The sequence below is a fragment of the Mesorhizobium sp. RCC_202 genome, from assembly GCF_041355295.1.
GTDB lineage: Bacteria > Pseudomonadota > Alphaproteobacteria > Rhizobiales > Rhizobiaceae > Mesorhizobium.
The window spans coordinates 52,292-65,155 of record NZ_JBFUPO010000007.1; the positions used below are offsets into that span (position 1 = coordinate 52,292).

The 12,864-nt window shown below is 61.2% G+C and carries 12 protein-coding genes; 7 read left to right on the plus strand and 5 right to left on the minus strand.

Going from position 1 to position 12,864, the window contains the following annotated elements; translation table 11 throughout:
* Position 1 precedes the first annotated feature (1 nt).
* The 3 genes from AB6802_RS17280 to grrM are packed head-to-tail and all read left to right on the plus strand — an operon-like array spanning position 2 to position 4,926.
* A complete protein-coding gene (locus tag AB6802_RS17280; RefSeq protein ID WP_371011360.1) occupies positions 2–3,433 on the plus strand; it encodes a hypothetical protein in 3,432 nt (1,143 codons plus the stop codon).
* Between the two features lie 36 nt (positions 3,434–3,469).
* Entirely contained in the window at positions 3,470–3,745 is a 276-nt protein-coding gene (locus AB6802_RS17285) for a hypothetical protein (protein WP_371011361.1), read from the plus strand.
* On the plus strand, positions 3,730–4,926 hold the full coding sequence (grrM, locus tag AB6802_RS17290) for a cyclophane-forming radical SAM/SPASM peptide maturase GrrM/OscB (RefSeq protein WP_371011362.1): 1,197 nt from the start codon (positions 3,730–3,732) through the stop codon (positions 4,924–4,926). The genes AB6802_RS17285 and grrM overlap by 16 nt, the downstream gene beginning before the upstream one ends.
* Before the next feature lie 35 nt (positions 4,927–4,961).
* On the opposite strand, the gene AB6802_RS17295 is transcribed toward grrM, so the two are convergent.
* The gene (locus AB6802_RS17295; protein WP_371011363.1) at positions 4,962–6,029 is read right to left on the minus strand and encodes a trypsin-like peptidase domain-containing protein; all 1,068 of its coding nucleotides are present in this window, start codon (positions 6,027–6,029) and stop codon (positions 4,962–4,964) included.
* 247 nt (positions 6,030–6,276) lie between these two features.
* The gene (locus AB6802_RS17300) at positions 6,277–7,215 is read right to left on the minus strand and encodes a hypothetical protein (RefSeq protein WP_371011364.1); all 939 of its coding nucleotides are present in this window, start codon (positions 7,213–7,215) and stop codon (positions 6,277–6,279) included.
* A 169-nt stretch (positions 7,216–7,384) separates the two neighbouring features.
* On the opposite strand from AB6802_RS17300, the gene AB6802_RS17305 reads away from it, so the two are divergent.
* Together AB6802_RS17305 and AB6802_RS17310 are read left to right on the plus strand one after the other, a co-directional pair.
* The gene (locus tag AB6802_RS17305) at positions 7,385–9,049 is read left to right on the plus strand and encodes an FAD-dependent oxidoreductase (RefSeq protein WP_371011365.1); all 1,665 of its coding nucleotides are present in this window, start codon (positions 7,385–7,387) and stop codon (positions 9,047–9,049) included.
* 85 nt (positions 9,050–9,134) lie between these two features.
* Entirely contained in the window at positions 9,135–9,440 is a 306-nt protein-coding gene (locus AB6802_RS17310; RefSeq protein WP_112128833.1) for a UBP-type zinc finger domain-containing protein, read from the plus strand.
* Positions 9,441–9,466: 26 nt separating this feature from the next.
* Here the strand turns inward: AB6802_RS17310 and AB6802_RS17315 are convergent, their stop codons facing one another.
* Positions 9,467–9,637 carry a hypothetical protein gene (locus AB6802_RS17315; protein ID WP_371011366.1) on the minus strand — a complete coding sequence of 57 codons (171 nt, stop codon included), beginning with the start codon at positions 9,635–9,637 and terminating at the stop codon, positions 9,467–9,469.
* 151 nt (positions 9,638–9,788) lie between these two features.
* On the opposite strand from AB6802_RS17315, the gene AB6802_RS17320 reads away from it, so the two are divergent.
* Together AB6802_RS17320 and AB6802_RS17325 are read left to right on the plus strand one after the other, a co-directional pair.
* Positions 9,789–10,082, plus strand: coding sequence for a DUF1778 domain-containing protein (locus AB6802_RS17320; RefSeq protein ID WP_371011367.1), 294 nt, complete (start codon positions 9,789–9,791; stop codon positions 10,080–10,082).
* Positions 10,079–10,576 (plus strand): GNAT family N-acetyltransferase, encoded by a 498-nt coding sequence (locus tag AB6802_RS17325; protein ID WP_371011368.1) that lies wholly within the window; start codon positions 10,079–10,081, stop codon positions 10,574–10,576. Before AB6802_RS17320 ends, AB6802_RS17325 begins: the two co-directional genes overlap by 4 nt.
* A 71-nt stretch (positions 10,577–10,647) precedes the next feature.
* Here AB6802_RS17325 and AB6802_RS17330 read toward each other — a convergent pair whose 3' ends face one another.
* The gene (locus AB6802_RS17330; protein ID WP_371011369.1) at positions 10,648–11,454 is read right to left on the minus strand and encodes an Asp/Glu racemase; all 807 of its coding nucleotides are present in this window, start codon (positions 11,452–11,454) and stop codon (positions 10,648–10,650) included.
* 38 nt (positions 11,455–11,492) lie between these two features.
* On the minus strand, positions 11,493–12,734 hold the full coding sequence (locus AB6802_RS17335) for a D-amino acid dehydrogenase (protein WP_371011370.1): 1,242 nt from the start codon (positions 12,732–12,734) through the stop codon (positions 11,493–11,495).
* Positions 12,735–12,864: the final 130 nt, after the last annotated feature.

The following is a 12,864-nucleotide window of genomic DNA, read 5'->3' on the forward strand; positions in this document are numbered from 1 at the left end:
GATGGAAACGGCCGATCCGACGACAACAGTCGCCCGTCCCGAGAGCCTGGTTGAGACTTTCGTGCGCAGATGGCAGGGCGGGGAGGTGTATTGCACACCCCAGCGCCCCGGCATTCTGACGACCGTTCCCTATCCGGGGCTGCGCAGCTTCAGGGTGGACATGAACCGGTTCTTCTGCGGCCGCGAGAACCAGAAGCAGGACCTGAAAAAGTTCTTTGCCGATCGGCGCGGCACGGAGGCGGGCAGCTCCGGAAGAATGACCTTCGTCGTGGGCGGGTCCGGCAGCGGCAAATCCTCGCTTACCCGGGCCGGGCTTATCGCCGAACTGAACAGCATTCCGATCGAGGATCAGTGGGGGGCCTGGTATGTCATAGACACGCGGCCTGAGACCGACCCGGTCCAGCAGCTGCTCGATTCGCTTTGGCAGCTGCTGCGCCCCTTTGTGGAGCTTTCTTTCGGCAAAACCGGTGATGCCTCCGACGGCAAGGGCGATTTCTCCGAAAGGCCGGCCGACGAAAAGGCCGCCTCGGTAAAGCAGGCAGGCGAAAGAATAGCAACGGTGGCGCGGGGTCTCGGCATTGAGTGGGCCGACAACAGCGAGGCCGCTGAAGGGGGCGTCCGGCGTTGGCTGGCGCGCAAGATATCTCCGCGTCCCGGCACGATTTCGGCTTCGGCGCTGTTCGACTTCGTCGACAACGCATTAAAGGCCTTCGACGGCGCGGCGAGCTTCGGTGTGGAGCGCAGCGTTTCGCCGCTGCTGTTCCTGCATATCGACCAGTTCGAGGAAGTCTTCCGCGACGAGTGTGATGCGGCCGGGCGCGAGGCGCTGATCAAGCTGGTGCGCGATATCCATGACTACAAGCCCGAGCGCCTGTTCGCGGTCGCGACCATGCGCAGCGAGGAGATCCACCGGTTCTCCGAATATGCCGGCATGTCGCAGGTCATCAATTCGTCGATGTACCTTGTCGACCTGGTTGCCGGCGAGGACATCGAATCCGTCATTGTCGATCCGGCCCAACGTCTCGCCAGACTGTGGCAGTTGCCGCTTGATATCGCTTCGAACAGGTCGTTTGCTCCCTATACCCAGGAGACTGTCCGGGCGCTGCAAAATGCATATTGGCAGGCCGGCGACGCGGCGGTGCACACCGCCGATCGACTGCCCTTGCTGCAGCACATGCTGCCGCTGGTGTGGCAAAGCGCTGTCAACGACTGGATCCGGCGCCGCGACAGCGATGCCGGCGCGATGTTCGAGATCGGCACCCGGCATCTCGAGACCGTGCCGGGATGGGTCAAAACGCAGGGTGAAGTCGGCAAGAGCCAACTGGAGCGCTGCCTCAACGCCAATGCCAACGGCGTCTTCACAAAAGCAAAGAACATATTCGTCAACTACGCCGCGCCCAATCGAGCCATAGCAGCCGCCGACCTCGCCAGGAACGCGGAAGACATCCTGAGGGCGGCATTCACCGCTCTTGCTCAGCTCGACGACAACGGCAAGCCGGTGCGCCGCTTTGTTACCATCGACAGCATGCTGCAGGCTTCGGGAGGCGCCGAGCGATTGGGTCGGACTGATGGCGCTATGGACGAATTGCGGTCTCGCCTGGCCGACGCGCTAGGACAATTCGTGACCGCCGGCATGATCGAGGCACTTCCTTCGCCGACGCCGGGAGACCCACCGAAATATAATGTCACCCATGAGGCCTTCATCCGCAATTGGGGCGAATACCGGGCACGGCTGGAAAAGAAAAACGACATTGAAACGGCCTTTCTTAATACGGCAAAGAGCGTCCAAAGCCTGGGAACGCAACACTGGACCGAGTCGAAGTGGCTCCATTTCGGCCTGGCCGCCAAAGTGGCGGAGGTAATTCCGGCGGTGAATGCGTATGCCCTTGATGAAATATTCGCGGATGACGCGCCGTACAGCCAGGCCTGGGCACAAGGCGTGCTCGGCGCCCAGATGTCGAGCATAGGCGCCCAGATGTCGAGCATAGAGGAGATAAGGCAGGCCAGACTATGGGCGAAATGGTGGGAGCGTCACGGTAAATCCTTCAAAAGGAACATTAATATTATAACCCGTGTAAGCTTATTTTTTGTAATATCTTCCTTTTTGATTTTCGCAATGTATTCGCAAGGGCTAATATCACATTTTACATTACTTACTCTTGAGGCTAATGAGGCAATCAGCCCACCCACAAGAAGCGTTATTCATGACAGAATGCTTGAATATGTTATTCAGAGAACTTACACCGAGTATGCGTCTAGTTTCGGACTCATGTCTAAGCGTCAAAAGATATTACTTAGAGAAATCGCGGGAAGCATAGATGAAGCAACCAGGAGGACTTTTGGCTCGGATATGAATATTCAATTCCTTTCGATGGGGATCGGTACGGAGATAGAACACTTCAAGCTGAAAGACGAACTGGCGGCCTGCCGACAATTGCTAGCTGACGATCAACCCGGCGAAGGGTGGTTGTGCCAATCGAGTGACAGAGAATGGAACTTGTGGTTCGGCACAAGGGTAAATGCCGTGCAAATTTGGCGTTCCGCAACATTGCTGTCTTTTCCGAGGATACCAAGTTCTGCAGAAAATTCGGCTCGCTTGCTGAAGCTGAAAAATCCTGGCGGATTTTTGACGCGGTTAGCGGATCCAACCCTTCAATTATGCGCATATCTATTCAGATCGGCGCCTGTCATCGGATTCTGGGCGACAATCATTCCCAAGGCTGAACGATGTCAGGAAAGTGGCGCCGCATATAGATCGGACGGCTCGCAAAGCAAACCAGATTCATTAGGTGATGTCATCTTGTGGACGACTACGGGGCTCAGTGATCCTGACGATCACATACCGGCCGGCGAGGAGAACGAAATTCAGTGGGACCAAGCGGATATCTGTAAATATACAGATGTATCTGCAAGAGGTAGGCCGGATATACGGCTTCGAAAGTGTAACAAAGGCCCCTTTTCGTTGGATGTTGATTTAAAAAAAATCGTTATATTTCGTGATGAAACATATTGCGGGCAACAAAATGGCCAAACGGGAAAAACTTCATCGCTGGCTGATGTGTCTTGCCCTAATAGTATTGAAATACAGTACGCCGATCAGGACGAAAACGACCCAAATCCAGCAGTGAGGGCAACGATTCGAGATGTCGGACCAGAAATATCCGGCGCGAAGATAGATGATGGGTGGCTTTGGCTTAGGTACGGATTGGGCAAGGAACAGAAGACAAAACGATATCTTGTCGGCATCGATCCTACGCGAAGAATGCTGGAATTGCGATGGCTCGGCATGAAATGGAAGCCGCTCAGCAAAGATTCCGATGACATTTCCGCAACTGAGTATCGAATTCCAAGGTCCTGTGCTCTGGATGAAGGCTGCAAGAGTTATATAGATCAGAAGAGCGACGATACGTGGCCTGGAAAACCAGAAGACTAAACGTTTAAGGGGTGCGTCCCCGGAAGGCAGCCAGACATGCGCCGAAGAAAATCCCTAGTCGCACTTGCCGGGCTCAACGCCCTGGCTGCCGCGTTGAACACCTTGCCGGTCCAAGCTGCCGTCTCGCCGGAGCAAGAGAGCCCGATCCATAGGCTGCATGAAATACGCCGTGCCTATGTCGATGCGCTCGGACAGGAAAAGCAGGACGACCGGACTAAAGTTGCCCAGTATTGGGGCAATTTTCCGAACTTTCCCAATTTCCCGAATTGGGCAAACTGGAACAATTGGCTGAACGGATGGCGGAATTTTTGAATCCCGCGTCCTTCCGGGGCGTGACACAGCTGCTGATCATGCAGCCGACGGCCTTCTGCAACATCGACTGCGAATATTGCTACCTGCCAAACCGGGGCGATCGCACCGCGATGACGGTCGAGACGGCGCGCGATGCCGCTCGTTTCATTTTCGACGCGGGTCTGAACGCGCCAGGTTTCACCGTGGTGTGGCATGCCGGCGAGCCGCTGGTCGTGCGGCCGCGATGGTATCGGCTTGCGCTGGCCGCGATGCAGGAGGTTGCTCCCCAGGGCCTGACGCTGCCGCATGCCATCCAGACCAACGGCATGCTCATCGATGAGGAATGGTGCGATTTTTTCCTCGAGACGGGCATGCGCGTCGGCGTCAGCCTGGACGGGCCGGCCCGGCTCCACGACGCCCGGCGCAAGACGCGATCCGGCCAGGGCACGCACGGCCGGGTGATGCGGGGCATCGAGCAGCTGCAACGGCGTGGCGTTGCATTTCACATCATCGCCGTTGTCGGGCGGCCGACGCTCGCAGCGGCGGACGAATTCATGGACTTCTTCCAATCGCATGGGATTTCCAACATCGGCCTCAACATCGAGGAAATCGAGGGGCCGATCCACACATCGACGCTCCAGGCGGACGGGTCCCAGCAAGGCTTTCGAGCGTTTTTCGCGCGCGTGATCGAACGCGCATCGCAGGCGGTGCCGGTCATCCGCCTGCGCGAGCGCGAGGATTTGCTCGCCTGCCTCGAAAGCCCAGGCTTTGGGAAGTTCGGCTATAATTCGCAGAATGTGCCGTTCGGCATTGTCACGGTGTCGGTGGGCGGCGGATTGTTCACCTTCTCGCCCGAATTGGCCGGCACCCGGCATGACCGGTTCGGAGATTTCAGCATCGGGCAGTTGCCCGGCGCTTCAGTCGACCGGATCCTTGCATCTCCGACCTTCCAGGCGTTGTGGCCCGAGATCGAGGCCGGCGTGAAGCGGTGTCGCGAAAGCTGTCCCTATTTCGATGTCTGCCTCGGCGGCGCGCCATCGAACAAGCTGGCCGAGAACGGATCGTTCGACAGCACCGAAACCATGCACTGCCGGCTGTCGCACCAGGCCGTTGCCGACGCGGTTCTGGCCGACCTGGAAGGTCGCATGCCGCGCCTTGAGCAAGCGCCGGCGGCCGGCGCCTATGGCACAGCCGGCCCTTAGAACGTTTCACCGTTCACTCAAAACGCCCAGCCGTTTCACACTTTTCCGGGAACTGCTTTGGCGGCCGTCTTTTCCGCTATCGATGCCGCGATCAGGCTGATCGGAATACCTTGATTGAATTCCGCCACGATAGCGGCCGTCGGATCGCCGGCGTGGTGAAGGGCAATCAGCTCCAGCTTCTGATTGAACACGCCCGAACCGGACGACCCGTCCAGCGTGTCCGCATCATAGCGGAACCGCGAACCGTTTTCGGTGACGCCCAGCGACTTGCCGATCGCCAATGCCTGTGGCCTTCCCCTCGGATGCTGAACGATGAGAACCGGCAGGTCCTTGCCCGACGGGGCTATGCCGGGCTTTATGGGAATTGGCCGCGCGCCTTCGATGGGCGCCCTGAGGCGAAGCAACGCATAATCGAGGCAATCAAGGCGAGCATCGCCCTTGCCTGCCATGTCGGCTACCTTGTCATAAGGGCTCTCGGCAACTTCGCTTTGCTCGCCGCCGGCGAGACCATAGGGCGTTCCCTGGCTAAGCCCGGACGTATCGTTGGCATAGTTGAAACGGCAGACCACTTCGTCTTGTCCGAGCGACAATCCCTCCACCACGTGGAAATTGGTCAGCACCAGATCCGGCCCGATGAGGATACCGGTCCCTTGCGCTGTCCCGGACGGGGATTCGATGCGGCAGGTGGCTTCGCTGATCAGCGCCAGCGACTGAGCCCACAGCCGGACATCTGAAAAGCCTCCGCCCTGAACGATCTTTTCCAGGCCGAATGTGCCCATCGGAAATCGTGCTGGTGGCCCCGAACCGGCTGCTCTGATTGCGTCAGGAAGATTTCGTACAAGAAAGTTGTCCGGCTTATCCTGCTGAAGCGCATCCACCAGCTTATCGGTCCACCCTTCAGCTTCCGCCTGCGGGAGAAATTTGAAGATTTGAACTTCATAGGCATCCGGGCCAACGGTGTTGTTCAAAGTGCCTTTGTCCAGCGTTTGCAAAAACATGTCGAAGTCGTTCGACGTGGGATATGCTGAAAGCAAAGTTTTCCGCAAAAGCGTCTTTTGGTACCCGGAAAGATGATTCCACTCCACGATATCTGTCTCCGCCAAGTCCAAACCACTCTGCCGTCAGTGTAGCGACAAAAGAGTTGATTGGCCATCGATGGAGGCACGACCGCGCGTTACCCATCCTGACCTTTTTGAAGTGGATATTTCGGCCGGGTGAGAAGCTGATGAAGGTCGGCGAAGGTTCGAGTCCTCTTCTTGGCACCAAATTCCGGCTTCGAGCCGTTTTCGGCTCAGAGGCCTGACAAGAAGCCTCGGTCATTCGGACTTTTTTTGCGCAAGGCGACTGCCGTCAGCTGGCCAGCGCGCGGGTGGCCTCGATCGAGGCCTCGGCGATGATATCGAGCGCGCCGAACTGTTTGTAGAAATCGAGGCCGAACTGGCTCTGTATGTTGCGTCCAGCCGGACCACACAGCATCCAGCTGTCACCGACCGGATTGATTTCGATGAGGAACAGTTTGCCGGTCGCGGCGTCGCGCAGGATGTCGACGCCCAGCGAGGGAATGGTCGGGAAGACGGCGTGAGTGCGAGCGGCAAGGTCCAGGACATCCTGGTCCGCCGCCAGCATGATGATGCAGCCTTTGGCCGAGGCGACGATGGATGCACCAGGGGCCGAGCGGAAACCAGCAGCATCGCCAAGCGGGTTGAGGTCGCGCCGGCCCTCATAGCGGATAGCGGCCAGAGGCCGGCCGAGATAGGTGAGGACGCGGTAGGCCGTCGGCCATGGACCGGTATGGACATATTGCTGGGCAATCATCGCCGCGCCTCTGCCCGGGTGATCTTCCGGATGGTCGGCCGGGGCGATGTAGCGCACCCGCCCGGTCTTGGCGATGCGCACGAAAGCGCCGCGCCTGCCGCGCGAGGGTTTTACGACCACATACGGCCCCCAAACCGCCGGGTCGAGTTTTGTCTCCGGGACGATCTCGGTCCATTTGGGGACAGGAAGTCCTGCAGCGTCAAAAGCAGACAGTTCGGCGATCTTGGTGATGCGCTGATGGACGAGGCGCGTTCCGCGCAGCGGCTTCAGCCATTTCACTCGATCCATCTCGACGGACAGGGTGGGCTTAAGGGCCAGCATCGGCGTGTGCAGTTTCGTCAGCGGCGAGGCCGTCGACAGCACGCTGACCTTGATGTCCGGCGCGCGCGCCTGGATCAACGCGCCGGCGCGGCGAAAATCATCGATCGCCTCCTTCTTCGGATAGCAATAGAAAGCCAGATTGAACTTGGGCATCCACCCACCGGGTCGGTCGTTTCAGCACTGAAACCCATTTTTGGGCACAGCGTTTCACTGTAGCAAACGCCACATCGCAGGAAAGCGTGGAAAGCGCGAAACCTCCCCTTCCGGCCAGTCGCCGAACAAACCGCTTCAAACGCAGCGACCTCGGCGCTACGGTCGCGACATGACCCCGACCGTCAGCCCGACCATCGCCAACCGCCACGACCAGATGTTTCCGATCCTCTCGGATGCGGATATCGAGCGCATGCGCCGGTTCGGCGAGGCGCGCGCCTATGCGGCGGGCGAGCACATGGTCACCGCCGGCACGGTTTCACCCGGGCTGATCCTCGTCCTGTCGGGCAAGGTCGATATCACCCAGGCCGGGCTTGGCCTCAGCGAAGCGATCATCACTTACGGTGCGGGCAATTTCATCGGCGAGCTGGCGCAATTGTCGAACCGGCCGTCACTGGTCAACGCAGAGGCGGTCGAGCCGGTCGAGGCGATCGTCATCCCCTCGCAGCGACTGCGCGACCTGATGGTGCAGGAAGCCAATCTCGGCGAGCGCGTCATGCGGGCGCTGATCCTGCGCCGCGTCGGCCTGCTCGAAAGCGGCATCAGCGGACCGATCATCGTCGGCCCGCCCGGCCATGGCGACGTGTTGCGGCTGCAGGGATTCCTACGCCGCAGCGGACTGCCGCACCGGGCGCTCGATTCCGACACCGACCCTTGCGCCAAGACGCTGATCGAGCGTTTCCATGTCGATCCGCACCATCTGCCGATCGTGCTCTGCCCGAACGGAAAGCTGATGCACAATCCCGGCGAGACCGAGCTCGCCCGCTGCACCGGGCTGCTGCGGCCGGTCGATGCCGACAAGGTCTACGACGTGGCCATCGTCGGCGCCGGGCCGGCGGGGCTGGCGGCGGCGGTCTATGCGGCTTCCGAAGGGCTGTCGACCATCGTGCTCGATTGCCGCGCCTTCGGCGGACAGGCGGGAGCCTCGGCGCGCATCGAGAACTATCTCGGCTTCCCGACCGGGATCACCGGCATGGCGCTGATGGCGCGCGCCTACAACCAGGCGCAGAAGTTCGGCGTCGAGATGGTGATCCCCGACGAAGCCAAATTGCTCGGTGCCGCCGACGATGCATCCGGCGCCCGCTACAGGCTTGCCATCGGCGATGGCGAGGCGGTGCGCACGCGCACGGTGGTGATCGCCAGCGGCGCGCGCTACCGCCGGCTCGATGTCGCCAATCTGGCGCAGTTCGAAGGCACATCGGTGCATTACTGGGCCTCGCCGATTGAGGGGCGGCTTTGCCAGGGCCAGGAGGTGGCGCTGGTCGGCGCCGGCAATTCGGCCGGACAGGCGGCCGTCTATCTGGCGAGCCAGGTGCGCAAGGTGACGCTTTTGGCGCGCCGCGGCCTCGACGACACCATGTCGCGCTACCTTGTCGAGCGCATCGAGGCGCAGCCGAACATCGAGGTGGTCACCGAGACCGAGGTCGAGGCGCTGGAAGGCCAGGACGGCAATCTCGACCAGCTGCATTGGCGCAACCAGGCGAGCGGCGCGGTGACGACGCGACCAATCCGCCATCTCTTCCTGTTCATCGGCGCCGACCCGAACACCGACTGGCTGGCCAATTGCAACGTCGCGCTCGACGCCAAGGGCTTTGTCCGCACCGGGCCGGACACGACCCCGGGGCATGGGCCGATGGAGACCAGCCGGAGCGGCGTCTTCGCCATCGGCGATGTCCGGAGCGGCTCGGTTAAACGCGTTGCGGCAGCCGTCGGCGAAGGCGCCCAGGTGGTCGCGGCGCTGCATTCCTATCTGGCGCAGAACGGCGGCGGCGCCTAGAGCAATTCCAGGAAAAGTGTGAGCGGTTTTCCGTCCGGAATTGCGTCAAAACAAAGCGATAGAGCAATTTTCCAGGAGAAGCGCGATGGACGAATGCAGGCACACCAGGGACATCAAAAAGGTCACGCCGAGCGCGCTCGGCTGCGAGGAATGCCTGAAAAGCGGATCGTGGTGGGTGCATCTGAGGCTCTGCCGCACCTGCGGCCATGTCGGCTGCTGCGACGACTCGCCCAACCGCCACGCGACAAAACATTTTCACGCCACGCAGCATCCGATCATCGAAGGCTACGACCCGCCGGAGGGCTGGGCCTGGTGCTTTGTCGACGAGGTGTTTGTCGACCTCGAGGGCGATACGACGCCGCAGAACGGGCCGATCCCGAAGTTTGTCTGAGAATACTGCCGCCAGCCGGCAGCCAGCTAACGCACCGAGCCGGTAACGGTGCGGTCGACGGCATTGGGGTCGCGGTCGTTGCCGGCGAGCGCGCCGATGATGAGCAGGCTGACGACAACCGGCACAAACAGGATGGCGACGCGGGCCTGCACGTAGAAGATGGCGCGCCATTCATTTCGCTTTTCGTCGTTCATCATGCTCGCTCTGTCTGCGCCTCCCCGGGCGGGACATAGAGACGAAGCGTTAAACAACCCCTTCCGATTCGGTTAACGCGGGGGATTTCAACGCCCACGCAATGATGAGTCGCCGGGTAATGACAACGTCATTACGACCTGCTATTCTCAAACCATGAAACACGAATCTCCGGACGAGACTTCCAAGAGAAGCACGCTCAATATTCGCATCAAGCCGGAGGAGCGCGGCCTGATCGACGAGGCTGCGCGCGCGCTTGGCAAGACCCGAACGGATTTCATCCTCGATGCCGCCCGGCGCATGGCCGAGGACACGTTGCTTGACCGGACGATCATCAAGGTCTCGCCGGAGGCTTATGCGGAGTTTCTGGCCTTGCTCGACGCGCCGGCCAAACCTAACGAGCGGCTCTCTCGGCTGATGAATGCACCGTTGCCCTGGAAGAGCAAGTGACGCTCCAGCCGCCTGTGCCGCTGGACCGTAGCCATGATCTATCCTCATTCTCATCGCGCGTTCCGGTTCTGGACGACTGGCTCAAGCGCCGGGCGCTGGCCAATCAGGATAGCGGTGCGACAAGGACTTTTGTCGTTTGCCAGGATTCAAGGATTGTTGCCTATTATGCGCTCGCTTCCGGCAACGTCATCGCCAGCCAGGCACCAGGCCGCTTCCGGCGCAACATGCCGGATCCCATTCCCGTTGCCATCCTTGCCCGCCTCGCGATCGATGCTTCCCATCAACGCCGAGGCCTGGGCCGGGCGCTGGTGCAAGACGCGGCTCGTCGGGTGATGAATGCGGCGCAGTCGCTCGGCATTCGTGGTATCCTGGTCCACGCAATCTCGGACGAGGCTCAGGCTTTCTACACAGCGCTGGGGTTCAGCCCTTCACCGCTGAACCCAATGACGCTCATGGTCTCTCTGACAGATTTGCGTCAGATAATTACCGAGTGAGACACGGTATCAGACATCCGCCAGCGAAACGCCCGCCGCAGGAACGCATCGGATCGGATGACAATTGCGCGTCAGCTAGCCTTCAGCGCGAACAGCCGGCCGCCGGCGGGCACCACGTCATCGATGCCGGCGAGCCGCAGGCAGTGCCACGCCATGGCGTGGTTGGAAGAGGTGACGGGAATGCCTATGCGCTGCTCGAGTGCGGCCACCGCTTCGGCGACGCGCAGGCTGGTGCAGGAGATGAAGATGGCGTCGACGCCGGGCACGTTCGCCATCCGCTCGGCGGCGGCCTCGATCGAAGCAAGCGAGATGCGGGCGGCCTCGCGGTCGTCACGCCGGTCGAAGGTGGCGACGGCCGCGATGTCGAGGCCCCGGCCAGTGAAATAGCGCACCAGGCCTTGGTTGATCTCCGGCGCGTAAGGCGTCAGCAGGCCGATACCCCGGGTGCCGAGCGCCTTGAAGGCGGCCAAGGCGCCGGTGACCGGCGTGGTGCAGGCGACGCCGGGCCGCGCCTTGCGGATTTCGGCGAACACGGCTTCCTCGCCGAGCGTCATCGTCGCCGAGGTGCAGCCGAAGCCGACCACATCGAGCGGGATGCTGGGCAGGATCAAATCGACGGTCGGCGCGATGCGCGGCCCCATGGCGCGCAAAGTTTCCGGCGTGATGTCGTTGTCGTTGAACAGGCGCGCCTCGTAGAAGGCGACGCCTGGAATGCGCACCAGGGCGCGGAATTCATGCTCCAGCGTCTGGTCGGTGGCAAGGATCGCGAGCCCGATCGCCGCGCGCGAGGCGAGGCCGCCGTCGATCTCGGACGGCAGCACGCCGAGATCCACCGGTCCGGCGGCTGGAGAAACAGAGGCGGCGAGTCCGGCAGACATGGCGTTCCCTTTCTTATCGATCTTTTTTGATCATTCTCTCAGTTCAAAAGCCCATCCATCGATATCGCCGGCTTGCAGCCGGCGATCAGGTCGGCGGTGATGCGGGCCGAGCCGTGCGACATGGTCCAGCCGATATGGCCGTGCCCGGTGTTGAGGTAGAGATTGCGCAGGCGCCGCTGGCCGAATTCGGGCAGATTGTTCGGCGTCATCGGCCGCAGGCCCGCCCACATCTCGGCGCGGTCATAATCGGCGCCTTCCGGGTAAAGCTCCTCGGTCACGCCCTTCATGAAAGCGAAGTCGGCCGGCTTGTGGCTGGTGTCGTAGCCGGCGAACTCGGCCGTGGCGGTGACGCGCAGGCGGTCGCCGAAACGCGAGACGGCGACCAGATTGTGCTCGTCGATGGCCGCAATGGCCGGCGGCAGCGGCCGGTTGCCGATGGGAATGGTCAGCGAATAGCCCTTGATTGGATAGATCGGCAGGTTGAGCCCGATCGTTTTCGCCATCAGCGGGCTGTAGGAGCCGAGCGCCAGCACATAGGCGTCGCCCTTGAACGCGCCCTTGTCAGTCATCACCTGGGCAATGCCGTCGCCGGATGTCTCGATGCCGGTGATGGTGGTGCCGGTGCGGATGTCGCCACCGCGTTCGATCACCTTCGCGGCAAGCGCCCTGGTGAACTTCGCCGGGTCGCCGGTCTCGTCGGTCGGGCAATGGATGCCGCCGGCGATTTTTTCCTTCGCCGAAGCCAAGGACGGATCGAGCGCGATGATCGCGTCGCGGTCGAGCACCTTGATCAGCTGGCCGTCGGATTCCAAGAGCCGCATGTGCTCGACGCCTTTGTCGAGCGCCTGCTGGCTGCGATAGAAGTAGAGAATGCCGCGATCGTTGCGGTCATAGTCGATCGCCTCGTCGGCGATCACCTCATGCAATACGCTTTGCGAATAGACGGCGAGGCGATGCTTGAGCAGCGTGTTGCGCCTCGCCTTTTCGGCGGTGCATTCCATCAGGAACAGCCACGACCAGCTGTAGAGCCTCGGATCGGCCGACAGCCTGAAGCGCAGCGCCTGGTCCTTCAGCACCAGCGATTTCAGCAGGATGATGGGCGCCCGGGGCGACGACCAGACGAAGGAATGTCCGGGCGCGATCATGCCGGCGTTGCCCCAGCTGGTCTCGGCGGCGACCTGAGGCTGGCGCTCGAGGATGACGACCTCGTGCCCGTCCTTCTGCAGCTGATAGGCCGTGGTGACGCCAACCACGCCGCCACCCAACACGATCACGCGCATAACGCCTCCGGAGATCGCAAAGTTGGGGGTAGTTTAATGAGTGAATGGCGGTCTGCAATGGCACACACACCGAGATGTCAGCGGGACAGCGCCCCTCTCTGGCCTGCCGGCCATCTCCCCCACGAGGGGG

What these genes read in the sequence shown, in the direction of transcription:
- AB6802_RS17280 (WP_371011360.1), top strand. Translation starts at nt 2, where the DNA reads ATGGAAACGGCCGATCCGACGACAACAGTCGCCCGTCCCGAGAGCCTG.
- AB6802_RS17300 (WP_371011364.1), bottom strand. Translation starts at nt 7,215, where the DNA reads ATGCCCAAGTTCAATCTGGCTTTCTATTGCTATCCGAAGAAGGAGGCG.
- AB6802_RS17320 (WP_371011367.1), top strand. Translation starts at nt 9,789, where the DNA reads ATGAAACACGAATCTCCGGACGAGACTTCCAAGAGAAGCACGCTCAAT.
- AB6802_RS17285 (WP_371011361.1), top strand. Translation starts at nt 3,470, where the DNA reads ATGCGCCGAAGAAAATCCCTAGTCGCACTTGCCGGGCTCAACGCCCTG.
- AB6802_RS17315 (WP_371011366.1), bottom strand. Translation starts at nt 9,637, where the DNA reads ATGATGAACGACGAAAAGCGAAATGAATGGCGCGCCATCTTCTACGTG.
- grrM (WP_371011362.1), top strand. Translation starts at nt 3,730, where the DNA reads ATGGCGGAATTTTTGAATCCCGCGTCCTTCCGGGGCGTGACACAGCTG.
- AB6802_RS17310 (WP_112128833.1), top strand. Translation starts at nt 9,135, where the DNA reads ATGGACGAATGCAGGCACACCAGGGACATCAAAAAGGTCACGCCGAGC.
- AB6802_RS17305 (WP_371011365.1), top strand. Translation starts at nt 7,385, where the DNA reads ATGACCCCGACCGTCAGCCCGACCATCGCCAACCGCCACGACCAGATG.
- AB6802_RS17335 (WP_371011370.1), bottom strand. Translation starts at nt 12,734, where the DNA reads ATGCGCGTGATCGTGTTGGGTGGCGGCGTGGTTGGCGTCACCACGGCC.
- AB6802_RS17330 (WP_371011369.1), bottom strand. Translation starts at nt 11,454, where the DNA reads ATGTCTGCCGGACTCGCCGCCTCTGTTTCTCCAGCCGCCGGACCGGTG.